21 protein-coding genes are annotated in these 21,249 nt (G+C 73.8%); 9 read left to right on the forward strand and 12 right to left on the reverse strand.

Annotation, left to right across the window (positions count from 1 at the left end):
- Positions 1-62: 62 nt before the first annotated feature.
- The 3 genes from tuf to RB608_RS15250 all read right to left on the reverse strand — a co-directional run bounded on the left by tuf (position 63) and on the right by RB608_RS15250 (position 2,857).
- Positions 63-1,250 (reverse strand): elongation factor Tu, encoded by a 1,188-nt coding sequence (tuf, locus tag RB608_RS15240; RefSeq protein WP_308088862.1) that lies wholly within the window; start codon positions 1,248-1,250, stop codon positions 63-65.
- A gap of 293 nt (positions 1,251-1,543) precedes the next feature.
- The gene (locus RB608_RS15245; RefSeq protein WP_308088863.1) at positions 1,544-1,747 is read right to left on the reverse strand and encodes a hypothetical protein; all 204 of its coding nucleotides are present in this window, start codon (positions 1,745-1,747) and stop codon (positions 1,544-1,546) included.
- 72 nt (positions 1,748-1,819) lie between these two features.
- Complete coding sequence (locus tag RB608_RS15250; protein WP_308088864.1) at positions 1,820-2,857, reverse strand: hypothetical protein; 1,038 nt, start codon at positions 2,855-2,857, stop codon at positions 1,820-1,822.
- A gap of 192 nt (positions 2,858-3,049) precedes the next feature.
- Here RB608_RS15250 and RB608_RS15255 point away from each other — a divergent pair, with 192 nt between their 5' ends.
- Positions 3,050-3,628: a tetratricopeptide repeat protein gene (locus tag RB608_RS15255; RefSeq protein WP_308088865.1), complete on the forward strand. Its 579-nt coding sequence runs from the start codon at positions 3,050-3,052 to the stop codon at positions 3,626-3,628.
- A 39-nt stretch (positions 3,629-3,667) separates the two neighbouring features.
- Here the strand turns inward: RB608_RS15255 and mftF are convergent, their stop codons facing one another.
- The 7 genes from mftF to mftA are packed head-to-tail and all read right to left on the reverse strand — an operon-like array spanning position 3,668 to position 9,574.
- Positions 3,668-5,140, reverse strand: a complete 1,473-nt coding sequence (gene mftF / locus RB608_RS15260) for a mycofactocin biosynthesis glycosyltransferase MftF (RefSeq protein WP_308088867.1) — start codon at positions 5,138-5,140, stop codon at positions 3,668-3,670.
- Positions 5,137-5,922: a mycofactocin-coupled SDR family oxidoreductase gene (locus RB608_RS15265; protein ID WP_308088869.1), complete on the reverse strand. Its 786-nt coding sequence runs from the start codon at positions 5,920-5,922 to the stop codon at positions 5,137-5,139. The genes mftF and RB608_RS15265 overlap by 4 nt, the downstream gene beginning before the upstream one ends.
- Positions 5,919-6,626: a mycofactocin biosynthesis peptidyl-dipeptidase MftE gene (gene mftE, locus RB608_RS15270; RefSeq protein ID WP_308088871.1), complete on the reverse strand. Its 708-nt coding sequence runs from the start codon at positions 6,624-6,626 to the stop codon at positions 5,919-5,921. The genes RB608_RS15265 and mftE overlap by 4 nt, the downstream gene beginning before the upstream one ends.
- 2 nt (positions 6,627-6,628) lie before the next feature.
- On the reverse strand, positions 6,629-7,870 hold the full coding sequence (mftD, locus tag RB608_RS15275; RefSeq protein ID WP_308088873.1) for a pre-mycofactocin synthase MftD: 1,242 nt from the start codon (positions 7,868-7,870) through the stop codon (positions 6,629-6,631).
- A gap of 26 nt (positions 7,871-7,896) precedes the next feature.
- Positions 7,897-9,174 (reverse strand): mycofactocin radical SAM maturase, encoded by a 1,278-nt coding sequence (mftC, locus tag RB608_RS15280; RefSeq protein ID WP_308088875.1) that lies wholly within the window; start codon positions 9,172-9,174, stop codon positions 7,897-7,899.
- Positions 9,171-9,461, reverse strand: coding sequence for a mycofactocin biosynthesis chaperone MftB (gene mftB, locus RB608_RS15285; RefSeq protein WP_308088877.1), 291 nt, complete (start codon positions 9,459-9,461; stop codon positions 9,171-9,173). Before mftB ends, mftC begins: the two co-directional genes overlap by 4 nt.
- A complete protein-coding gene (gene mftA, locus RB608_RS15290; RefSeq protein ID WP_308088878.1) occupies positions 9,461-9,574 on the reverse strand; it encodes a mycofactocin precursor MftA in 114 nt (37 codons plus the stop codon). Before mftA ends, mftB begins: the two co-directional genes overlap by 1 nt.
- A gap of 90 nt (positions 9,575-9,664) precedes the next feature.
- Here mftA and mftR point away from each other — a divergent pair, with 90 nt between their 5' ends.
- Positions 9,665-10,315, forward strand: coding sequence for a mycofactocin system transcriptional regulator (mftR, locus tag RB608_RS15295; protein WP_308088879.1), 651 nt, complete (start codon positions 9,665-9,667; stop codon positions 10,313-10,315).
- Between the two features lie 21 nt (positions 10,316-10,336).
- On the opposite strand, the gene RB608_RS15300 is transcribed toward mftR, so the two are convergent.
- Positions 10,337-11,215 (reverse strand): helix-turn-helix domain-containing protein, encoded by an 879-nt coding sequence (locus tag RB608_RS15300; RefSeq protein ID WP_308088880.1) that lies wholly within the window; start codon positions 11,213-11,215, stop codon positions 10,337-10,339.
- Positions 11,216-11,449: 234 nt separating this feature from the next.
- On the opposite strand from RB608_RS15300, the gene RB608_RS15305 reads away from it, so the two are divergent.
- A complete protein-coding gene (locus tag RB608_RS15305) occupies positions 11,450-13,264 on the forward strand; it encodes a sigma-70 family RNA polymerase sigma factor (protein ID WP_308088882.1) in 1,815 nt (604 codons plus the stop codon).
- A 61-nt stretch (positions 13,265-13,325) separates the two neighbouring features.
- On the opposite strand, the gene RB608_RS15310 is transcribed toward RB608_RS15305, so the two are convergent.
- Positions 13,326-14,141: a helix-turn-helix transcriptional regulator gene (locus RB608_RS15310; protein WP_308088883.1), complete on the reverse strand. Its 816-nt coding sequence runs from the start codon at positions 14,139-14,141 to the stop codon at positions 13,326-13,328.
- Positions 14,142-14,487: 346 nt separating this feature from the next.
- On the opposite strand from RB608_RS15310, the gene RB608_RS15315 reads away from it, so the two are divergent.
- From RB608_RS15315 to RB608_RS15340, 6 genes are all read left to right on the forward strand, one after another.
- Positions 14,488-14,748, forward strand: a complete 261-nt coding sequence (locus RB608_RS15315; RefSeq protein ID WP_308088884.1) for a hypothetical protein — start codon at positions 14,488-14,490, stop codon at positions 14,746-14,748.
- A gap of 85 nt (positions 14,749-14,833) precedes the next feature.
- Positions 14,834-15,493, forward strand: coding sequence for a hypothetical protein (locus RB608_RS15320; protein WP_308088886.1), 660 nt, complete (start codon positions 14,834-14,836; stop codon positions 15,491-15,493).
- 118 nt (positions 15,494-15,611) lie between these two features.
- Complete coding sequence (locus RB608_RS15325; RefSeq protein WP_308088887.1) at positions 15,612-16,520, forward strand: LysR family transcriptional regulator; 909 nt, start codon at positions 15,612-15,614, stop codon at positions 16,518-16,520.
- Positions 16,521-16,611: 91 nt separating this feature from the next.
- Positions 16,612-19,254: a pyruvate dehydrogenase (acetyl-transferring), homodimeric type gene (gene aceE / locus RB608_RS15330; RefSeq protein WP_308088889.1), complete on the forward strand. Its 2,643-nt coding sequence runs from the start codon at positions 16,612-16,614 to the stop codon at positions 19,252-19,254.
- A gap of 11 nt (positions 19,255-19,265) precedes the next feature.
- Positions 19,266-20,582, forward strand: a complete 1,317-nt coding sequence (locus RB608_RS15335; protein WP_308088890.1) for a 2-oxo acid dehydrogenase subunit E2 — start codon at positions 19,266-19,268, stop codon at positions 20,580-20,582.
- Between the two features lie 275 nt (positions 20,583-20,857).
- Entirely contained in the window at positions 20,858-21,184 is a 327-nt protein-coding gene (locus tag RB608_RS15340) for a hypothetical protein (protein ID WP_308088891.1), read from the forward strand.
- The last annotated feature ends 65 nt before the right edge of the window (positions 21,185-21,249 follow it).

Below are 21,249 nucleotides of genomic sequence, written 5' to 3' on the forward strand. Positions count from 1 at the left end.
CCGCCCCACCGGTGACCACCGTCACCCGTCCGTGCCCCAGACCGCCCCCGGCCCCTACTCGCTCAGTCGAGCAGCGTCACGACCGTGCCCGCCGCGACGGTCCGGCCGCCCTCGCGGACGGCGAACCCGAGGCCGACCTCCATCGCCACCGGCTTGCCGAGCTGGACGACGACCTCGACGGTGTCGCCCGGCGCGACCACGGCGACCTCCCCCAGGTCCATCCCGCCGGAGACGTCGGTCGTGCGGAAGTAGAACTGCGGGCGGTAGTCGGCCGCGAACGGCGTGTGCCGGCCACCCTCGGCCGTGCTCAGCGCGTGCAGGTTCGCGCGGAACCGGGCGTGCGGCGTGACCGAGCCGGACGCGACCAGTACCTGGCCGCGACGGACCTCCTCACGGCGTACGCCGCGCAGGAGGATGGCCGCGTTGTCGCCGGCCTGGACCTCGTCGAGCGTCTTGCCGAACGTCTCCAGCCCGGTCGCGACGCTCGCGACCGTCGGACCGAGCCCGACGACCTCGACCGCCTCTCCGGCGCGCAGCGAGCCGCGCTCGACCGCACCGGTGACGACCGTGCCCCGGCCACTGATGGTCAGCACGTTCTCGATCGGCATCAGGAACGGCTCCCCGAGCTCGCGCTCGGGGACCGGGAAGTAGTCGTCGACGGCCTGCAGCAGGTCGGTGACCGACCGGGTCCAGCGCGGGGCGCCCTCGAGCGCCTTGAGCGCGGAGACCCGCACCACGGGCACCTCGTCGCCGGGGAAGCCATAGTCGCTGAGCAGCTCGCGCAGCTCGAGCTCGACCAGGTCGAGCAGCTCGTCGTCCTCGACGGCGTCCGACTTGTTGAGCGCGACCACCAGGTAGGGCACCCCGACCCGCTGTGCGAGCAGCACGTGCTCGCGGGTCTGGGGCATGGTGCCCTCCTGCGCGGAGACGACCAGGATCGCGGCGTCGACCTGGGCGGCGCCGGTGATCATGTTCTTCACGTAGTCGGCGTGCCCGGGCATGTCGACGTGGGCGTAGTGCCGGGTCGCCGTCTCGTACTCCACGTGCGCGATGTTGATCGTGATCCCCCGCTGGACCTCCTCGGGAGCGCGGTCGATCCCGTCGAAGGCGACGAAGGTGTTCCGGGTCGGGTCGGTGTCGGCGAGCACCTTCGTGATCGCCGCGGTCAGCGTGGTCTTGCCGTGGTCGACGTGACCCATCGTCCCGATGTTGAGGTGCGGCTTGGCCCGCACGAACTGGCCCTTGGCCATGATGATTCCGCTTCCTTGCTGGTGATTCGTCGGCGTACGACGTGGGCGAGGGCATGCCGGACCGCTCGCGCCCGGGACCGGGTGGAACCGACCCTCCTCCTTCGGTCCCGCTGGGGCGGGAGGAGGGTCAGCGTCGCGCGCCGGCCAACGACAGCGACAGGTTCGCGGCACCGACGCAGCGCGCTGCGACTGGCAGGACGACTGCCGGGAGCGCGGTGGGGGCGAACATGCGGATCACGATAGGCATCAACGCCACGGCGTGCCACCGGATTCCGGGCCGGCGGGCCCCTCGGTCAGCGGTCAGCCCCCGATGCCAGGGAGCCGAGGCTCGCGCCGGCGAGGTGGAGATACTCGTGGATCGGCCCGACCCATCGCCGCGGATCGGCGAGGCGGACCGGATAGAGACGTGCGCTGTCCAGGCATCGCCGGCTCACGGAGGCCTCGAACTTCACGATCGTCATCAGGCCGATGCCCGGCGTCCCTGCGCTCCCTTCCACGACCGGCCTCCTCGGACGAACGCCGGGGCGGACCGCCGTACGACGGCCCGCCCCGGCGGGTGGTCGACCCGGTCAGGCGATCCTGACGATCGACAGGCCGGCACCCACGCCGGGCTCCAGCGTCGCGGCACCGAGCAGGCCGTTCAGATCGAGGGCGAGCACGTCGCCGGCCGTCAGCGCGAGCGTGGCGCTACCCGCCCAGGCGTTCGTCGTCAGCGTCGCCGGATCGTTCAGCATCGGCTCCGGCGCTCCGTTGACGGTCACCCGGGCGCCCATCAGCAGCGCGACCGTCGTCTGGACCCGGAAGCTCACCTGGTACACGCCGCTATGGGCGATCGTGAAGTCGGTGTCGGCGCCACCGGCCGTCACGCCGGAGGTGGCGCCGGTCTGCGGAAGCGGGATCTTCGTGCCGCCGAGGACGACGGCGATGACCGCTCCCGAGGTGTTCGCGAAGGAGCCGTATGCCGACGCCATGGTTCCGCCGGTCGCGCCCGTCGCACCGGTCGCGCCCGTGGCACCGGTCGGACCCGTCGCTCCGGTCGGACCCGTGGCTCCGGTCGCGCCCGCGACACCCGTCGGTCCCGTCGGGCCAGTCGGGCCGATCCCCCCCGCAGCGCCCGTCGCACCATCCGCACCCGCGGCACCGGTCGCACCGGTCGCGCCCGCAGCACCGGTGGCACCCGTCGCGCCCGCGGCACCCGCGGCACCCGCGGCACCCGTCGGACCCGTCGCGCCCGTCGCGCCCGCGGCACCGGTGGCGCCCGTCGCGCCGGTCGCGCCGTCGGTGCCCCGGGCGCCCGTGGCACCCGGCGCCCCGGCAGGTCCTCGCTCGCCGCCCTTGGCGGCCTTACCGATCTTCCAGCGGATCAGGCGCTCACCGGGCCGGCACTGCCGCTCGGCGGCATCGACCAGCCAGCGGCCGTTCTTCATGATCAGGCGCAGTGCGCCGGTCTCCTGGTCGTAGCAGCCGATCACCTGCCGGACCTTCGCCTGGCCGGCCGCGTCCGCAGCGGCCGACGCCGGGATGTGGGGGAAGATGGTCGCCGCGGTCGTGGCCATCACCGACACGGAGTAGAGCCCTGCTCGGCGCCATTTCTTGTTCATCGACATCTGATTCCTCGGGGCACGGACCCGGGAGCGAGGCCCTGGGGGACACGGAAGCCGGCGGAACGCCGGCACCGAGCGGCCCCATCGGCCAGCCGAGCGCTGTCCTGAGAGATTCCCCTCGGGCTTCTCAGGCGGCCGTGATGCCGGCCGATCAGGAGATGACAGCGTCTCTGCCCGCATGACGAAAGGCCCCAGGTGCCCACGACCCCCGCTCGCGGTCACCCCCGCTCGGCAGCTGTCCTCGGCGCGCTTGCCCTCGTCGGCGCCGTTCTCCTCGGCGGGTGCGGAGGAGGGGAGGACGGCACCGGACGCCCGGCGCCCGCTGCGTCGTCCTCGGCCGGCGCCGCGGACACCCTGATCGCCACCGGGTTGGAGCGGATCGCGGCCGGCGACACCGACGGGGCGCGCGACACCTTCGAGGCGGTGCTCGTCCTCGACCCGGCGAACGCCTACGCGCACTACAACCTGGGCTACCTCGCCCAGGACGACGGCGACCTGGCCACGGCGATCGACGAGTACAACCAGGCACTCACCACCGACCCCGAGATGGCGCCCGCGCTCTACAACCTCGCCCTCCTCACCGAGCCGGCCGATCTCGACATCGCCGTCGACCTCTACCGCAGGGTGCTCGCGGTCAAGCCCGACGACGCCGCGACCCACATGCGCCTCGGGTTCGCGCTGCACCACCTCGGTCGCAAGGGCGAGGCGGCGAGCCTGCTCGCGAAGGGCATCGAGCTCGACCCGGCGATGAAGGACGTTCCGGCCCCGTCGTAGGGCGGGTGAGGCGGTGCGGCCGGCGCAGCCGGTGCCCGCTCAGCGGCGTCCGGTCCAGCGGATCGCCAGGCAACGCGGGCTGCGGCGCCGTACGGCGCCCCACCACAACCCGGCGCCGTAGGCCAGGTCGTCGAGGCGGCGGGCGGCCAGCGCGGTGACCGGGTCGACCCCCGGGCGCTCCCGCAGCAGCACCGCGAGGTCGACGACGGTGGCTGTGAGGACCGCCCGGCGCACGGACCGGCTGCCGAGCGCCGCGACCGCGGCGGCGGGCCACCAGTGCCGCAGCAACAGCGCGGACTCCTGGCGAACCCCCCAGCCCAGGCCACGCATGGCGAGGCGGACGGCGACGGCAGCGGTGTCGTCGCCCGCCGGAAGACGCCGGCGCACGGACCGGGTCGTCGTGGCGACCACGACGGCGGCGACCGGGGCCGACCACCAGCGGCGCTGGAGGATCGCGGCGGCGCCGAGCGCGACCGGGACGGAGAGGACGGCGGGGGCGACCTTGGTGCCGTGGCGGGCGGCGAGGTCGGCGCCTCCGGTGCCGTAGACGAACTTGCGGCCCAGCCAGGTCCGCACGCTCGGCCGGACGTCGTGACGCGCCTCGATCGCCGGGTCGTAGCGGACGATCTGGCCGGCGTCGACCAGCCGCCACACCAGGTCGACGTCCTCGGCGACGCGCCAGGCATCCTCGAAGCCCCCGGCGGGACCGAGGGCCGCGGTCCGGCCGACCAGGCAGGCCGACGGCAGCCAGCCCACGGCGGCGCCGGGGAGCACCCGGCCGCCGACCCGGCCGAGGTCGAGGGAGGAGGCAACCGCGTCATACCGCTCGAACCACCGGGGCCGCGCCGCGGAGGGCCGGTCCACGATCCTCCCGACGACGCGGGGACCGACGAGGGCGACGAGCGGGTCCGCGCAGTGCCGGGCGAGGTCGAGGAGCGCGCGGGCGTCGACCTCGACGTCGGAGTCGACGAAGGCGACGAGTGGGGTACCGACCTCGGCCAGGCCGGCGTTGCGGGCCCCGGCCGGGCCTCGGTTGCGGGTGAGGGCGACGACGCGGGCGCCGTGCCGATGGGCGACCCGAGCGACCGCGGCCGGGTCGTGCGAGGCGTCGTCGACCACGATCACCGGCAGGGGGACCAGCGCGGCCAGGCAGCGGTCGAGCTGCTCCGGCCGATCCCGGACCGGTACGACGACGGTGAGGTCGGCGAGCGGCACCGCGCGTGCGCCGAGCACGGGGTCGGCGAGGTTGCCGTCGAGGAGGCGCCGGGCGAGCGCCGCGGTCGCCGGGCCGTCGACGGTGAGCCGGCCGTCGGCGAGGAGGCGCTGCGCGTGACGACCGAGCCGGACCGCCCGCACGGGCGAGCCCCCCACCAGGAGCCGGCCGCGGTCGGCCGCAACGAGGTCCGTACGCAGCCGGACGACGAAGCCGTCGGGCAGGGCGGCGGGCAGGGCGGCGGGCTGTGCGGCGGGCTGTGCGGCGGGCTGTGCGACCGGCGCGGTCGTCGTACTCACGGGGCGAAGCCGCCGTCGGCGTGCACGACCGAGCCGTTGACGACCGCTCCCTCGGCCGAGCAGCAGAAGGCGACCGCCGCGGCGACCTCGGCCGGGTCGAGGATCCGCCGCACCAGCTGGCTCTCGGCGAACCCGTCGACGCCGGGCAGGTCGTAGAGGGCGGCGGTCGCGTCCAGCATCGGCGTCCGGGTGGAGCCGGGCGAGACGGCGCAGGCCGTGACGCCGGTGCCGACCAGGTCGGCGGCGAGGCCTTTCACCAGGCCGACGACGGCGTGCTTGGCCGCGTTGTAGGCCGCGAGGTGGTGCAGTCCGTGGCTGCCCGCCGCCGAGGCGATCCCCACGAACCGGCAGCCCGCCGGGTCCGGCCCGCCGAGCATGGCCGGCACGGCGGCGGCCGCGGTGTTCCACACGCCCTTGACGTCGACGTCCCAGAGCAGGTCGAGGTCGGCCTCCGGGGTCTCCCACAGCGGCCGGCCGCCGGCGATCACGGCGGCGGCGGCCACCGCGGCGTCGAGCCGGCCCCAGCGGGCCACGGCGAGGTCGACGGCGGCGTCCAGCGCCGACCGGTCCCGGACGTCGGCGACATGGCCGAGGACCTGGTCGCCTCCGGCCGCGACGACGGCGTCCAGGTCGCCCCGGGCCGCGAGCGGGGGACCGCCACACCCGTCGACCGCGACCACCCGGTCGCCCCGCGCGACGAGCGCGCGAACGGTCGCCGCGCCGATCCCGCGCGCGGCGCCGGTGACCATCACGACCCGAGGGACGACCCGGCCGCCACTCATCCGGCGCCGTTCACGACACGCACGACGTCACCCACCATCGAGGCGAGGACGACGGCGCCCTCGTCGGCGCTGGCGCCCGTCGGGTCGCCCAGCACCCCGTTGGGCGAGACCGCCTTGACCCCGCCCGCGATCATCGCGGGCATCAGCTCCTCGAGGGAGCCGGTGTTGCCGACCTCGGCGCGGTCCAGGCGGACGTGCCAGGGCGCGAGGTGCAACATCAGCGAGGTCTCCGTCCGGCCCGCGTGCAGGTCTGCCCCGGCATTCGACGGAGGCTCGGTCGCGCAGGCCACCCAGGAGACGTCGTGCCCCTCCGCGCTCAGCTGGCGTACGGCGCCGCGCAGCGCCGCCACGTTGCCACCGTGGGCGTTGACGAGGACCACCCGTGCGGCCCAGGTCCGCATCGATCGGGTGAGCTCGACGACGACCTGGCGCAGCATGTCGGTGCCGATCGAGCTAGTGCCGGGGAAGTCCTGGTGCTCGCCGCTGGAGCCGTAGGCGAGGGCCGGGGCGACCAGGATGTCGAGGTCGCGCAGCGTCAGGAGCCGCGCGGCCTCGGTGGCCACCGCGGTCGCGATGACGGTGTCGGTGTCGAGCGGCAGGTGCGGCCCGTGCTGCTCGATCGAGCCGACCGGCACCAGCACCGTCGCCCCCATCGGCAGGCTGGGGGAGGTCGCCGCGCCCAGGGGGCGGAGTGCCCGAGCCACGATCAGCGCCCCGCGGCCGCCTGCTCGGGCACCCCGAGCGCGCGGTCGAAGCCGTCGGGGATGAGCAGGTGCTCGGGCCGCAGCTCGGCGGTCGACGACAGCGCGAGTCCGCGCAGTGCGGAGTCGACACCGCCGGAGAGCACGTCGAGCACGTTCTCGACGCCCGCCTGGCCGTTGGCCGCGAGACCCCACAGGTACGCGCGGCCGATCAGCACGGCCTTCGCACCCAGGGCGAGCGCCTTGACCACGTCGGAGCCGCGGCGTACGCCGCCGTCCATCACGACGTCGATCTGCTCGCCGACCGCCTCGGCGATCGGGCGGACCATGCGGATCGCGGCCGGCGTCCCGTCGAGGTTGTTGCCGCCGTGGTTGGAGATCGAGATCCCCGCGACCCCGGCATCGACGGCGCGGAGCGCGTCGTCGACCCGGCAGACGCCCTTGAGCACGAAGGGCGTGCCGCTGATCTGCGCCCAGGTCTCGCGCATCCACCCGACGTCCTCCCACGAGGGGGGCGGGGTAGTCATCCACTCGTAGTAGGCACCGAAGAAGGTCGGCGCCTCGCCACCCGGCGGGGCCAGGTTGGGTGCGGTGAGGTCGGGCAGCTTGCCGGTCTCGCGGAACTGCTGCCCGAACTGCCACAGCCAGCGGCCCTTGGTGGCGACCTTGGGGGCCAGCCGGATCATCGCCTTGAGGTCGACCCTCTCGGGGATCTCGGGGCTTCCCCAGTCGCGGCCCATCGAGAACGACCAGTCCAGCGTGGCGATCAGGCCCTGTGCGCCGGCAGCGTGAGCGCGGGTCATCCGCTGGATCATGGTGTCACGGTCGCCGGTCCAGTACATCTGGAAGAACGTGGTGGCGCCGGTCGCGGTGACCTCCTCGACGCTCTTGGACGCGAAGTTCGACAGGCTCATGATCGTCCCGCGGGCGGCGGCCGCACGGGCGACGGCGACCTCGCCGTCGGGGTGCACGGCCTGGACGCCGGTGGGGCTGATGATGACCGGGCTGCCGATCGTGTGCCCGAAGACCGTCGTCGCCTGGGACCGCTCGGGGAGCTGGCCCACCACGTGCGGGGCGAGGCCGAGCTCGGCGAACGCGGCCTGGTTGTCCGCGCTGCTCTGGCCGCGCTCGGAACCGGCCACCAGCGCGCCGTACACCGGCTGGGGGAGGTGCTTGCGGGCGCGCTCCTGGGCGACGGCGACGGACTCGAACCAGGGGTTCTGCTTCCAGGGGTTCTCGAGCTTCATGGTTCCTCAGGTCTGCTTGCGTTGCGTCATGCGTTCTGTGGGCGAGAGCCCACAGAACGAATGACGTCCTGGCGGTGGTCGGGGACGAAGCCGGCGAGCGGGCTCTCCGCGCAGTCGGAGACCGGCGGGCGGGTGAGCAGGGTAAGCATCACCGGCTGGTTGCGCGTGGGGGTGGTCTTGGAGTGGTCCTGGCTGGCGGGCGGGATCACCCGGTCGCCCCCCAGCTGACCGAGCGCCTGCTCGCCGTACCCCTGGACGCACTCGGGATCGGGGCCGTCGAGCGGCAGCCCGGTGAAGAACTTCGCGGCCATGCAGCCACCCCGGCAGGAGTCGTAGAACTGGCACTTCGCGCACGCGCCGCCGGTCTGGGGGGCGCGGAGCTCCTGGAACAGCGGCGACGTCTGCCAGACCTTCTGGAAGCCACCGTCGAGCAGGTTGCCGGCCAGGAAGTTGTCGTGGATCGCGAACGGGCAGGCGTAGACGTCGCCGACCGGGTCGATCAGGCAGACCACGCGGCCGGCCCCGCACAGGTTGAGCCCGGGCAGGGACTCGCCGAACGCCGCGAGGTGGAAGAACGAGTCGCCGGTCAGCACCTGCTCACCGTCGGCGGTGTGCGCCATCAGCCAGTCGTAGAGCTCACGCTGCTGCTCCGGCAGGGGGTGCAGCTCGTCCCAGACGTCGGCGCCGCGACCGCTCGGCCGCAGCCGGGTGAGGCGCAGCGTGGCGCCGTACCGGTCGGCGAGGGCCTTGAACTCGTCGAGCTGGCCGATGTTCTGGCGGGTGCAGACGACGCTGATCTTGGCGTCGGCGAAGCCCGCGTCCTGCAGGTTCTGCAGCGCGCGCAGGGCGGTGTCGTACGAGCCGGGGCCGCGCACGTAGTCGTTGACCTCGGCGGTCGCGCCGTCGAGGGAGATCTGCACGTCGACGTAGCCGTTGCACGCCGGCGAGGCCAGGAACGCCGCACGCTCGGGGGTGATCCGCACCCCGTTGGTCGAGAACTTCACGCCGACCTGGTGGTTGACGGCGTACTCGAGGAGCTCCCAGAAGTCCGGGCGGATCGTCGGCTCGCCGCCGCCGATGTTGACGTAGAACACCTGCATCCGCTGCAGCTCGTCGATGACCGCCTTGCACTGCTCGGTGCTGAGCTCGCGCGGGTCGCGGCGGCCGCTGCTCGACAGGCAGTGGGCGCACTCGAGGTTGCAGGCGTAGGTGAGCTCCCAGGTCAGGCAGATCGGGGCGTCGAGGCCGTACTCGAACTGCTGGACCAGCGATCCGGTCCGGGGCCGCTCGGGCGCGATCGTCATGCGGTGTCCTCCTGGACGCTCGTGCGGGGGCGGATCATGTCGGTCGCGGCGAGGCCGCGCAGGGCCGCCGCGTAGGCGGCGTGCTGGGAGGCCGGGACGCCCGCGGTCTCGAGCGCGGACCGCACGTCCGGCGCCGTTGCGAGGCCACGTACGACGGTGACCAGCTCGGGCCGCTTCAGGAAGGTGAGCTTCCGGTTGCCGAAGTGGTAGGCCAGCGCACCGAAGGGCTCGGGTCGCAGGGCCACCGACGGCGAGAGCGTCCACGGCTCCCCCAGCAGGGCGTCCATCAGTAGACGCCGCACATGCCGTCGATCGAGACCTCCTCGATGAGGTCCTCGGCCGCCAGCTCCGCCTGGCTCTCGATCCCGGTGTCCAACCCGGTGTTCGACTCAGGGTTCATCGTGTTCCTCCTCGTCGGATGTGGTTCGCGACACACTAATGGCACTCGATGCCAAAATGGAAGGGCCGGAACGTGCTAACTTCCGGCGCCATGCCCGATCCCCTGCCCGACGCCGCGCCCACCACCGCGGCCGAGGGCCCGACGCCGCCCCGGTCGTCCGCGCGAGGACGCCCCGGCGCCACCTCCCACGCCGCGATCGAGCAGGCCGCGTTCCGGCTCTTCGCCACCCACGGCTTCGCCGGCACGACGATGGAGGCCATCGCCCGCGAGGCCGGCGTCGGGAAACGGACGATCTTCCGCTACTACCAGTCCAAGAACGACATCCCCTGGGGACAGTTCGACCGCACCCTCGACCACTTCCGCGCCCTGCTCGACGAGCAGCCCGACGGCCTGCCCGTGCACGCCGCCGTGCACCAGGGGGTGGTGGAGTTCAACCGCTTCCCGGCCGACGCGGAGCCGCCGCACCGCGAGCGCATGCGCCTGATCCTGACCACCCCGGAGCTCCAGGCGCACTCCGTGCTGCGGTACGCCGAGTGGCGGCGGGTGATCGCCGAGTACGTCGCCCGCCGCACGCAGGCACGTCCCGACGACCTGATCCCCCAGGTCGCCGGCCACGTGTCGCTGGCGATCTCGCTGTCGGCCTACGAGGCGTGGCTGACCGAGCCCGACGCCGAGACGCCCGGGCTGCCCGAGATCATCGACCGGGCGATGACCGGCCTGCGGTCCTACCTGACCGGCTGACCCGGCCGGCGGAGCCCGGCCTCACGCTCCCCGCGGCGCCGCCAGCTCACCGGCCGCCCGGTCGCGCAGCCGCCGCGAGACCCGGCGGATCCGCAGCAGCATGGTCGCCGACGGCACGACCGCGCCCGTGACATAGGTCGACAGCCGTGAGGGCGACGTGCCGACCTGGGCGGCGAACACACGCTGGGAGACCCCGGCCCGGGCGATGCACTCCTTGATGTCGCGCGCGACCAGTGCGCGCTCCGCCGCCTCGCGGCGCTCGCGGCACAGCGCGACGGTGCGTTCGACGACAGCCAGCGCCTGGGCGGACCGGCTCCGCTCCGCCAGCCGGAGCAGCTCGTGCGCGTAGGGACCCCAGGGGCTGGCCGCGACCATGCCGAGGTGCGCGCGCCATTCCGCGACCGAGCCGTGCGCGAGGACCCGGAGGAGCTGCCCGACGGTCGCGACCGGGGTCGCCGCCGGGATCGACTCGACGTCGTCCAGTACCAGCGCGTACGCCGCGGCGGCGCAGGTCGTCGCGACCTCCGCCGGGACGTCGGCGGCCGTCCAGCGGCGGCAGGCGTCCGCAGCCCGGGACCGCCCGGGCTCCACGTCGAGCAGGGTGGCGGCCCGGCGCTGGAGCCGGGCCAGCTGTCGCTCGCCCAACGCCTCGGCCAGCTGCGCGGTGGTCAGGAGGTCCTCGGCGTCGGCGAAGGCGACGACGCCGACGAGGTTGGCCAGGACGGCGGAGAGCCGCGCCGAGCGCGGGTCGTCGCCGCCCGCGTCGAGAAGCGTCAAGAACCGGTCCCAGAGTGCGCGGTCACCCGGACGGACCCGTTCGCGGCGCGCGAGCACCCCCTCGACGACGGCGGACGTCGTCGCTGGCGGGACGGGGTGCAGGCGGCTGGGTGCGTTGCTCATCGGGCGTCGGCTTCTGGCTGGAGTGAGTCGGATACGGCGCCGCGACTCGCGAGGCGGCGCCTGCAGATCTAGACGCGCCCGCCCGCCGAACATCACGCGGAATCTGAAACTTTTACCGTTGGTCGACGAAAGCTCGCTGCTCTCGGGGTAGGGCGCCTACCATGCGGGGAAGGACGCGACAGCTGTCGCGAGGGGATCGGGGCGCACCAGCCCTGATCGGGGGGACCACACGAAATGCCTGAGCGCGCGCCATCGAGCGATGACGCGGCGAAGCTCTACCGCGACCACGTCGACGACGCTCGACGTCTGGCCACGATCCTCGTCGGACCCGGCGAGGCCGAAGAGCTCGTCGCGGAGTCCTTCGCGCGCGTGATCGCCCGGTTGCGCGCCGAGCCCGGCACCATCGCCGACTTCCGGGCCTACCTCCACGTCACCATCCGCAACAGGTTCCGCGAGGGCCACCGCCGGCCGACCGAGCGGCCGGCGTCCGACCAGGAGTGGCTGCTCGACGCGGCCGTGCCACCGGTCGACGCCGTCCTCGACGACATCGAGGCCGACACCGCGCGCGAGGCGTTCGCCACGCTGCCCGAGTCGTGGCAGCGCGTCCTGTGGCATGTCGAGGTCGAGGGTCGCAAGCCGGTCGAGACCGCCCAGATCCTCGGGATGCGCCCCCGCGCGGTCTCCTCGCTGGCCCACCGCGCCCGCGAGGGCCTGCGCCAGGCGTATCTCGACCGGCACCTCGGCGGCGCTCCCGTGAGCGAGGGCTGTGCCTGGGCCCGGCCCCGGCTCAGCCGCCACGTCCGCGGCCGGCTGACCGGCGGCGCCCGGGCTCGGATGACGACCCACCTCGCCTCGTGCGCCGAGTGCAGCGCGGCGTACCTGCGGCTGACGCGGCTCAACACCCGGCTCGCGGCGCACCTCTTCCCGGTGGTGCTGCTCGGGGCGCTGCCGGTCGCGGTCAAGCCGGCCGCCTGGCTGGTGGGCGGCTCCGCCGCCGCGACGGGCGGCGCGGGCGGTCTCCTCGGCGCCCTTCCGTGGCCACGTCCCGGCACGCTCCGGATGATGCTCGCCACCGGCGCCGCCGTGGGCGCGGTCGCGGCGACGACGGGCGTCGTACTGACCCAGGCGGACAACGAGGGACCGGCCATGGCCGGGGCGCCGTCGACGTCACCGCCCCCGTCGGCGGCGGCGCCGCCAGCGACGCCGGTGGCGCCGGTGGCACCGCCCCCGACCGGACCGGACGACGCACCGACCCTGGCGCCGGCGGCTCCCACCCCGGCTGCCCCGGTCGCACCCCCGGCGCCGGCAGGACCGGCCGAGGCGCCCCCCGCCCCGGAGCCCGAGAAGCCCGGGCCGAGCAGTGGTCCGGCCCCGACCGTGCCCCCCGGCCCGGCCGAGATCCCCACCGTGGTGCCGACGGTGGCGCCACCGGTGACGGTGGCGCCCGTCGCACCCACGGCGTACCCGGTCGAGGACTGTGAGACCGCGGGTCGGCTGGTCCTGCCCGTCACCGAGGGCGTCCACTATGAGCTCGTCGAGGGCGACGGGCGCACCGGGCCCTGGACCGTCGTGGCCACCCCCGAGCCCGGCTACCAGCTCGCGTCGGACGCACCCGACCGCTTCACCGGCGACCTCGGCCAGCTCGCTGCGTGCGACCGGATCGGCGGCGTCACCGTGAGCCCCGCCGACGACGTCGGTCCCGGGTACTGGCGGCTGAGTGTGACCCCCGAGACCGACGGCGGCCCCGACCGCACGCTGCGTATCGTCGTCACCCTCACCCGCTCGGTGCTCTACCAGCACACGTCCTGGCCGGACGGCTGGACCTGCCCGGCCCTCGCCGAGATCGGCATCGCCACGCCATGGAGGCCGCTCTCCTGCGCCTTCGAGTACGACGGCACCACCACTCCCGGGCCGCTCGAGGTGCTGTTGCTCGCGCCCGCCGACGCTGTCGCGCCGCAGGACTTCCTGTCCGAGGTGCAGCTGTACGCCGACGAGACCCTGGTCGACTCCTTCCCGATCACGGCGCCGGACCCGACGCCCCAGCCCTAGGACGCCCCAGCCCTAGGTCTACCCGCCGGCTGGTCCGGACCGGCAGGGCGGAGCTCCGGAGTCAGCCGGAGCGGGGCGTGCGCCGCAGACCCTCGCCGGCCTGGCTGATCCGCACCAGCATCGCCGCCGAGGGCACCACCGAGCCGGAGACATAGGTCGAGAGCCGCGACTGCGAGGTGCCGATCAGCCGGGCGAACTCACGCTGGGAGACGCCGGCCCGGGCGATCGTGCGCCGGATGTGGTCGGAGACCGCGCCCCGCTCCTGCGCCACGGCATCGCGCTGCGCGCGGTCCACGTGGGCGCTCAGGCAGGCGAGGGCGAAGGCGTCGCGGCCCGGGTCGAGCAGGGCGATCCAGTCGGAGCCCGGGCCTGCCCACGGCTCCGCGGCGATCGCCGCCACCTGACGCCGCCAGGACAGCAGGTCGCCGTCGTGGAGGGCGCCGAGCACGTCGGCGCGGGACACGATCGCGGGTGCCGTCCCGTCCTGCTCGCCGCGGTGCAGGACGAGGCGGGTGACGGTCTCGGCGTAGAGCTCACGATCGGCCCCGTCGGCTCCCCACCAGGCCGCGCGGGCGAGCCGGGTGACGAGCGCGGTGGTGCGCGGGCGGGTCGCGGCCGGGTCGATCGGGCCGAGCACCTCCTCCTGCAGATCACTCAGCCGCCCGGCGCCCAGCTGGCGGGCCAGCTCGACGAGGTCGTCGAGGGGGGTGTCGTCCTCCCCGGAGATCAGGGCCAGCGCGTTGGCGAGGACCACCCGGCGTACCTGGTGGCGTGGCCCCTCAGCGGGCCGGATCGCCCACTGGCCGCGGCGCCACAGATGGCGCAGCGGCGGGTTGCCCTGCGCGCGCGCCTCGAACTGCTCGACGATGCTCCACATGCGCCCTCCCCCGTCGGCGCCACGGCCTCCCCGCCGGCGACGCTCGACGCCAGTCTCCCCGATCAGGCCAAGCCCACACCGCAGAATCCCGGGTTCGAGGCGATCTGGCTCACGGGTGCGAGGCCGCGATACCTCATCAGAGAACCGCAGCGGCCGATCTCGTGTCCCGGCCGCGCCCGCTGGGTAGCGTCGTCGGCACGCACCGCTCCCGCGGTGCCTGGCTCGGGAGAACTGGACACCCGACGGCCTCCTCGTGACACCCATCGGCAGGAAGCCTCGGAACCGAGGGGAGCACCATGCGGAAGACGACCACCGGCGCCGACGCCACCCTGACGAGGGCCGGACGATGAGCGAGGCGCCGTACGACCGCGCGACGCGTGCCCTCCAGCTCGCGCTCGAGCGCGCCAACCAGGCCGCCGACCGCCTCGCCCGACAGTGGGCCGCGGGGGTGGAGCCCAGTGAGGACGACGTCATCGAGTACCGCCGCCGCAGTGCCGCGCTCACGTACGCCGAGTCCGTGTGGCAGGTCGAGGCCCAGGAGATCGTCCCCGCCAGCGCCGAGCAGCTGCGCCACCACGGCACCGAGCCGAGGGCCGGGCGCCACTGAGCCCCCCGCGTCGGTGCGGCAACGATCTCTGGGGGGAATCGTTGCCGCACCGCGACTCCCGGCGCACTCAGGCAGAATCGACCACGTGCTGCTGCGCGAGGTCACCGGGTCGATCGCCGACTTCCACTCCCGCCCGATCCCCGACGACCTGACCGAGGCCGAGATCTGGTCGTTCGTGCCCACCGGACCGGCGCTGGTCCTCGGCAGCGCCCAGGACCACACCGTCGCCGACGCCGCGGCGGTGACCGCGGCCGGGGTCGACGTCGTCCGCCGCCGCAGCGGTGGTGGCGCCGTGTACGTCGACCCGGCCCGGTCCGTGTGGCTCGACGTGGTCGTGCCGCGCGACGACAGCCGGTGGAGCGACGATGTCCGCGCGTCGGCGTACTGGCTCGGCGAGGCCTGGCAGCGAGCACTGGCCACCCTCGGCGTGGCGGCCCAGGTCTACCGGGGTGGACTCGAGCAGACGCCGTGGGGCCGGCTGGTGTGCTTCGCCGCGCTCGGCCCCGGCGAGGTGCTCGTCGGCGACCGCAAGCTCGTGGGCATCTCCCAGCGCAGGACCCGTACGGGCGCCCGCTTCCAGTGCATCGCCTACGAGCGCTGGGACCCGTACGACGTGCTCGACCTGGTCGACCTGAGCGCCGACGACCGCGCGGCCGCCGCCGCGGACCTGGCCGACCGGGCGATCGGCGTCGGCCCCCACCTCGCCGCACTCCGCACCGCCGTCCTCGACGAGCTGCGGCTCTGAAGTCGGCCCGGGGTCTCCCGTCGCACCCGGCATCCAGGTCGCGGCTCGGGCCATCCGGCGACCCGAATGCCGGGTAGGACGCGTTGGCGGCAACCCCATGCGCTGGGAGCATGGAACCATGGAGCTCGATACGATCCGTGCCTTCCTCGCGGTGGCCGACGGCAGCACGGTGACCGAGACCGCCGAGCGGGTCCACCGCACCCAGCCGGCGGTGTCCCGGGCGCTGGCGCGGCTCGAGCGGGACGTCGGCACGCCGCTCTTCCAACGGGTGGGGCGTGGACTCGTCCTCACGCCGGCCGGGCGCGAGCTCGCGCGGCACGCCCACGAGGCGATCGACGCCTACGAGCGCGGGGTGCGCTCCGTGCAGGATCTCACCACGCCCGACGCCGGCTTCGTACCCGTGGCCTTCCTCCACACCCTCGGGACCTGGCTGGTCCCCGAGCTGATCCGCAGCTTCCACCTCGAGCGCCCGCACGTGCGCTTCGACCTGCGCCAGCACGGCGACGCCGGTCTCGTCGACGACCTGCTCGGCGGCCTGGTCGACCTCGCGGTCACCGGCGACCGGCCCGAGCACCCCCAGCTCGAGAGCCGGCGGCTGTTCCTCGAGCCGCTCCGCCTGGTCGTGCCGCCGGGGCACCGGCTCGCCGGGCGCCGCACCGCGCCGGGCCGGCGTACGGCACGGCTCGCGGACGTCGCCGACGAGCAGTTCATCGTGCTCAAGAAGGGCTTCAGCCTCCGTGCCATCACCGAGCAGCTGTGCGGCGAGGTCGGCTTCACCCCCCGGATCGGCTTCGAGGGCGAGGAGGTCGAGACCCTCCGCGGCCTGGTCGCCGCCGGCCTCGGCGTCGCCCTGCTGCCCGAGCCGCGCAGCGCCGCGGCCCCGACGACCCCGCACCTGCGCGTCACCGACGTGCGGGCCTCGCGCGAGATCGGTCTCGCCTGGGTCAAGGACCGTGCCCTGCCACCGGCCTCGGCGGAGTTCCGCGCTCACACGGTGCGGACGAGCGCGCAGATCCATGCGCAGTAGGCATCGATGGCCAATGAACTAGGCATTGGACGCATGTTCTCCCGACGCTGAGGATGGAGCCGCCAGCACCTCCGAGCGACAGGACCCCGGGATGAGTGACATCGACCCCGCCGAGACGCAGGAGTGGCGCGACGCTCTCGCGGCCGTCCTCGAGTTCGAGGGCGAGGCACGCACGACGTACCTGCTCGACCAGGTCCTCGCCGAGGCGCAGCGACTCGGCACCCGGGTGCCCTTCGTCGCCACGACGCCCTACGTCAACACGGTCGCGCCGGCCGACGAGCCGGCGCACCCGGGCGATCGCGAGGTCGAGCACCGGATCCGCTCGGCCATCCGCTGGAACGCGCTCGCCCTGGTGCTGCGCGCCAACAAGGACTCCACCGAGCTCGGCGGCCACCTCGCGAGCTTCCAGTCCGCAGCCACCCTCTACGACGTCGGCTTCCAGCACTTCTGGCACGCCCCGACCGAGGAGCACGGCGGCGACCTGGTCTACGTCCAGGGCCACCTCTCCCCCGGCATCTACGCCCGTGCCTTCCTCGAGGGCCGGCTCACCGAGGCCCAGCTCGACAGCTTCCGCCAGGAGACCGGCGGCAACGGGCTGTCGTCGTACCCGCACCCGTGGCTGATGCCGGACTTCTGGCAGTTCCCGACCGTCTCGATGGGCCTCGGGCCGCTGATGGCGATCTACCAGGCGCGCTTCCTCAAGTACCTCCACGCCCGCGGCCTCGCCGACACCGCCGGCCGCAAGGTGTGGGCCTTCCTCGGCGACGGCGAGACCGACGAGCCCGAGTCGCTCGGCGCCATCTCGATGGCCGCCCGGGAGAAGCTCGACAACCTCGTCTTCGTCGTCAACTGCAACCTGCAGCGCCTCGACGGCCCGGTGCGCGGCAACGGCAAGATCATCCAGGAGCTCGAGGGCGTCTTCCGCGGCGCCGGGTGGAACGTGATCAAGCTGATCTGGGGCTCCGGCTGGGACCAGCTCCTCGCCCGCGACACCGGCGGCGCCCTCAAGCGGCGGATGATGGAGTGCGTCGACGGCGAGTACCAGACGTTCAAGTCCAAGGACGGCGCGTACGTCCGCGAGCACTTCTTCGGCGTCGACCCGGAGCTCGCCGCCATGGTCGCGGACTGGACCGACGACGAGATCTGGCGGCTCACCCGCGGCGGGCACGACCCGCAGAAGGTGTACGCCGCCTACGCCGCCGCTGCCGCCCACACCGGGCGTCCGACCGTCATCCTCGCCAAGACCGTCAAGGGCTACGGACTCGGCTCGGCCGGCGAGGGCATGAACATCAGCCACCAGGCCAAGAAGGTCGCCGAGCCCGCGCTGCGCGCCTTCCGCGACCGGTTCTCCATCCCGGTCGCCGACGAGCAGCTGCTCGACCTGCCCTACCTCTCGTTCCCCGAGGGCTCGGAGGAGCACACCTACCTGCACGCGCGCCGCAAGGAGCTCGGCGGCTACCTGCCGGCCCGCCGTCGTACGTCGGCCGCGCTCGCGGTGCCCGGGGTCGAGGCGTTCGCCGCCCAGGTCGCGGGCTCCAACGGCCGCGCGATCTCGACGACCATGGCCTTCGTCCAGATCCTCACCAAGCTGCTGCGGGACAAGGAGATCGGCAAGCGGGTGGTGCCGATCGTCCCGGACGAGGCACGCACCTTCGGCATGGAGGGGCTGTTCCGCCAGGTCGGCATCTTCTCGCAGAGCGGCCAGCTCTACACGCCGGAGGACGCGGACCAGCTGATGTTCTACAAGGAGGACGCCAGCGGCCAGATCCTCCAGGAGGGCATCAACGAGGCCGGCGCGATGTCGTCGTGGATCGCCGCGGCGACGTCGTACTCCAGCAGCGACACCCCGATGATCCCGTTCTACGTCTACTACTCGATGTTCGGCTTCCAGCGGGTGGGCGACCTCGCCTGGGCCGCGGGCGACATCCGGGCGCGCGGCTTCCTCGTCGGCGGCACCGCCGGCCGGACCACGCTCAACGGCGAGGGCCTCCAGCACGAGGACGGCCACAGCCACCTGCAGGCCGCGATGATCCCCAACTGCGTGGCCTACGACCCGACGTACGCCTACGAGCTGGCGGTCATCGTCGCCGACGGCCTGCGCCGCATGTACGCCGAGCAGGAGGACGTCTTCTACTACCTCACGCTCATGAACGAGAACTACGAGCACCCGCCGATGCCCGAGGGCGTCACCGAGGGGATCCTCAAGGGCCTCTACGAGCTGCGGCCGGCCGAGGGCACCGCGCAGGTGCAGCTCATCGGCTCCGGCACCATCCTGCGCGAGGTGCTCGCGGCCGCCGACCTCCTCGCCGCGGACTTCGGCATCGAGGCCGACGTCTGGAGCGCGCCCAGCCTCACCGAGCTGCGCCGCGACGGCCTGGCCACCGAGCGCTGGAACACCCTGCACCCGCTCGAGGAGCCGCGCACGTCGTACGTCGCCGCGTGTTTGGAGGGGCGCGGCGGTCCGGTCGTAGCCGCCACCGACTACATGAAGGCGTACGCCGACCAGATCCGCGCCTTCGTCCCGGGCAGCTACACCGCCCTCGGCACCGACGGCTTCGGCCGCTCGGACTACCGCCGCAACCTGCGCCGCCACTTCGAGGTGGACCGGCACTTCATCGCCGTCACCGCCCTCCGCCGGCTCGCCGACGAGGGCACCGTCGCCCCCGCCGTGGTCGCCCAGGCGATCGAGAAGTACGGCATCGACCCCGACCGGGCCGACCCGGCCCACGCGTGAGGACAGCAACGATGGAGAGCACCGTGGAAATTCGCGTCCCCGACATCGGCGACTTCACCGGCGTACCCGTCATCGAGCTGCTCGTGGCGCCCGGCAGCGTCGTGCGGGTGGAGGATCCGCTGGTCACGCTGGAGACCGACAAGGCCACGATGGAGGTGCCCTCGCCGGTCGCCGGGACGATCGTGTCGCTGTCGGTCGCCGTCGGCGACACGGTCAGCCAGGGCAGCGTGATCGCGATCGCGGAGGTAGCAGCCGAGGAGGTAGCGGCCCAGGAGCCGGCGGCGACGTCGCCTGCGGAGCCCGCACGCGCCACGGCGACGCAGCCACCCGGAGCGACCCCGGCACCCGGAGCGACCCCGGCACCCGGAGCGACCCCGGCACCCGCGGGGACGCAGCCCGACCCCGCGCCCGTCGTACCCGAGGCGGCCGATCCGGATGGTGGCCTCCGCGCCACCCCGCTCGTCCGCCGCCTCGCCCGCGAGCTCGACGTCGACCTGGCCGCCGTCGCCGGCAGCGGCGTCAAGGGCCGGGTCACCAAGCAGGACCTGCTCGCGCACTACGAGCGCGGCATCACACCCGCCGGAACCACCGCAGGTGCGGGGATCCCGCCGATCCCGGAGGTGGACTTCGCGAAGTTCGGCCCGGTCCGCCGGGTCCCGCTGTCGCGGATCAAGAAGCTCTCCGGTCCGCACTTGCACCGCTCCTGGCTCAACATCCCGCACGTCACCCACGCCGACGAGGCCGACATCACCGACCTCGACGCGTACCGCCGTGAGCTCGACGAGGCCGCCCGCGCCGACGGCTACCGCGTCACCCTGCTCAGCTTCCTGCTCAAGGCGGCCGCTGCCGGCCTGCGCCGGCACCCCGAGGTCAACAGCTCGCTGGCCGGCGAGGAGCTGGTCCTCAAGGACTACGTCCACATCGGCGTCGCCGTCGACACCCCCGACGGTCTCGTCGTCCCCGTCGTGCGCGACGTCGACCGCAAGGGCATCCTCGAGCTCAGCCGCGAGCTCGCCGACCTGTCCACACGCGCCCGCGACGGCAAGCTCACCGCCACCGACCTGCAGGGCGCGACCTTCACGATCAGCAGCCTCGGCGGCATCGGCGGCACCCACTTCACCCCCATCGTCAACGCCCCCGAGGTCGCCATCCTCGGCGTCGTCCGCTCCAAGACGGCCCCCGTCTGGGACGGCGAGGCCTTCGTGCCGCGCCTGATGCTGCCGCTGTGCCTGTCCTACGACCACCGCGTCATCGACGGAGCCCTCGCCGCCCGGTTCACCGCGCACCTCGCGGACCTGGCCGCGGACGTCCGGCGCCTGGTGCTCTGAGGCGGGAACGCGGCTGCCGCGGAGGGCGGGCTGCCACACGCCGTCCACCCGTCCAGTCGCCACCTCTCAGCAGTTCCGGGCCAATCCCGGCGGCTCTGTGCTGACAGCCGTCAGGCAGACGGGTGGACGGCGTGCTACTTCCCCCAGCGCGCCGGCACACGAGCGAGGGCCAGGCCGGACGCTGCTCGTGATCGACCGCGTCGAGGAAGGCCACCGGGCGGTCAACGCCTACCGGATGGAGGGCCGGATCGGGCTCGTGCGCAGCCGAAACCCTGGTGCTGTGCGGGGCGGAGGACGGCTACTCGCTGCCGAACGTCCCGCGGCTGTGCTCCGCGATCCCGGGGGTCGTCTCGACGGTCCTCACCGGCACGGGCGTCACATCGGTCGACCACCTGGAAGAGGTGGCCTTCCTGATCTGGCTGCTCGACGCCTGGGTGCCGGTCGCGGTGACGGCGTCGATGCGCCCACCGACCGCCATCGGCAGCGACGCCCTGCCCACCCTTGTCGACGCCGCGGCCGGGTCGTGGTGTGCCAGGCCCAGCGCACGCCGTACGGCAGGGTGGCTCCGACCTCGACCCCGCTGCTGGGCGCGGGGAAGCTGAGCCCCCAGAAGGCCCGGCTGCTGCTCGCCGTCGCCCTCGCCGGAGAGCGGACGCCCGACCCCCAG

The sequence above is a fragment of the Nocardioides sp. LHD-245 genome (genome assembly GCF_030929495.1).
Classification (GTDB): domain Bacteria; phylum Actinomycetota; class Actinomycetes; order Propionibacteriales; family Nocardioidaceae; genus Nocardioides.

Bases quoted from the DNA above. Each gene is read 5' to 3' on its own strand.
- aceE (WP_308088889.1), top strand. From the start codon at position 16,612: ATGAGTGACATCGACCCCGCCGAGACGCAGGAGTGGCGCGACGCTCTC.
- mftR (WP_308088879.1), top strand. From the start codon at position 9,665: ATGCCCGATCCCCTGCCCGACGCCGCGCCCACCACCGCGGCCGAGGGC.
- mftC (WP_308088875.1), bottom strand. From the start codon at position 9,174: ATGACGATCGCGCCCGAGCGGCCCCGGACCGGATCGCTGGTCCAGCAG.
- RB608_RS15310 (WP_308088883.1), bottom strand. From the start codon at position 14,141: ATGTGGAGCATCGTCGAGCAGTTCGAGGCGCGCGCGCAGGGCAACCCG.
- RB608_RS15250 (WP_308088864.1), bottom strand. From the start codon at position 2,857: ATGTCGATGAACAAGAAATGGCGCCGAGCAGGGCTCTACTCCGTGTCG.
- RB608_RS15265 (WP_308088869.1), bottom strand. From the start codon at position 5,922: ATGAGTGGCGGCCGGGTCGTCCCTCGGGTCGTGATGGTCACCGGCGCC.
- RB608_RS15305 (WP_308088882.1), top strand. From the start codon at position 11,450: ATGCCTGAGCGCGCGCCATCGAGCGATGACGCGGCGAAGCTCTACCGC.
- mftA (WP_308088878.1), bottom strand. From the start codon at position 9,574: ATGAACCCTGAGTCGAACACCGGGTTGGACACCGGGATCGAGAGCCAG.
- RB608_RS15315 (WP_308088884.1), top strand. From the start codon at position 14,488: ATGAGCGAGGCGCCGTACGACCGCGCGACGCGTGCCCTCCAGCTCGCG.
- RB608_RS15335 (WP_308088890.1), top strand. From the start codon at position 19,266: ATGGAGAGCACCGTGGAAATTCGCGTCCCCGACATCGGCGACTTCACC.
- mftD (WP_308088873.1), bottom strand. From the start codon at position 7,870: ATGAAGCTCGAGAACCCCTGGAAGCAGAACCCCTGGTTCGAGTCCGTC.
- mftB (WP_308088877.1), bottom strand. From the start codon at position 9,461: ATGGACGCCCTGCTGGGGGAGCCGTGGACGCTCTCGCCGTCGGTGGCC.
- RB608_RS15300 (WP_308088880.1), bottom strand. From the start codon at position 11,215: ATGAGCAACGCACCCAGCCGCCTGCACCCCGTCCCGCCAGCGACGACG.
- RB608_RS15325 (WP_308088887.1), top strand. From the start codon at position 15,612: ATGGAGCTCGATACGATCCGTGCCTTCCTCGCGGTGGCCGACGGCAGC.
- tuf (WP_308088862.1), bottom strand. From the start codon at position 1,250: ATGGCCAAGGGCCAGTTCGTGCGGGCCAAGCCGCACCTCAACATCGGG.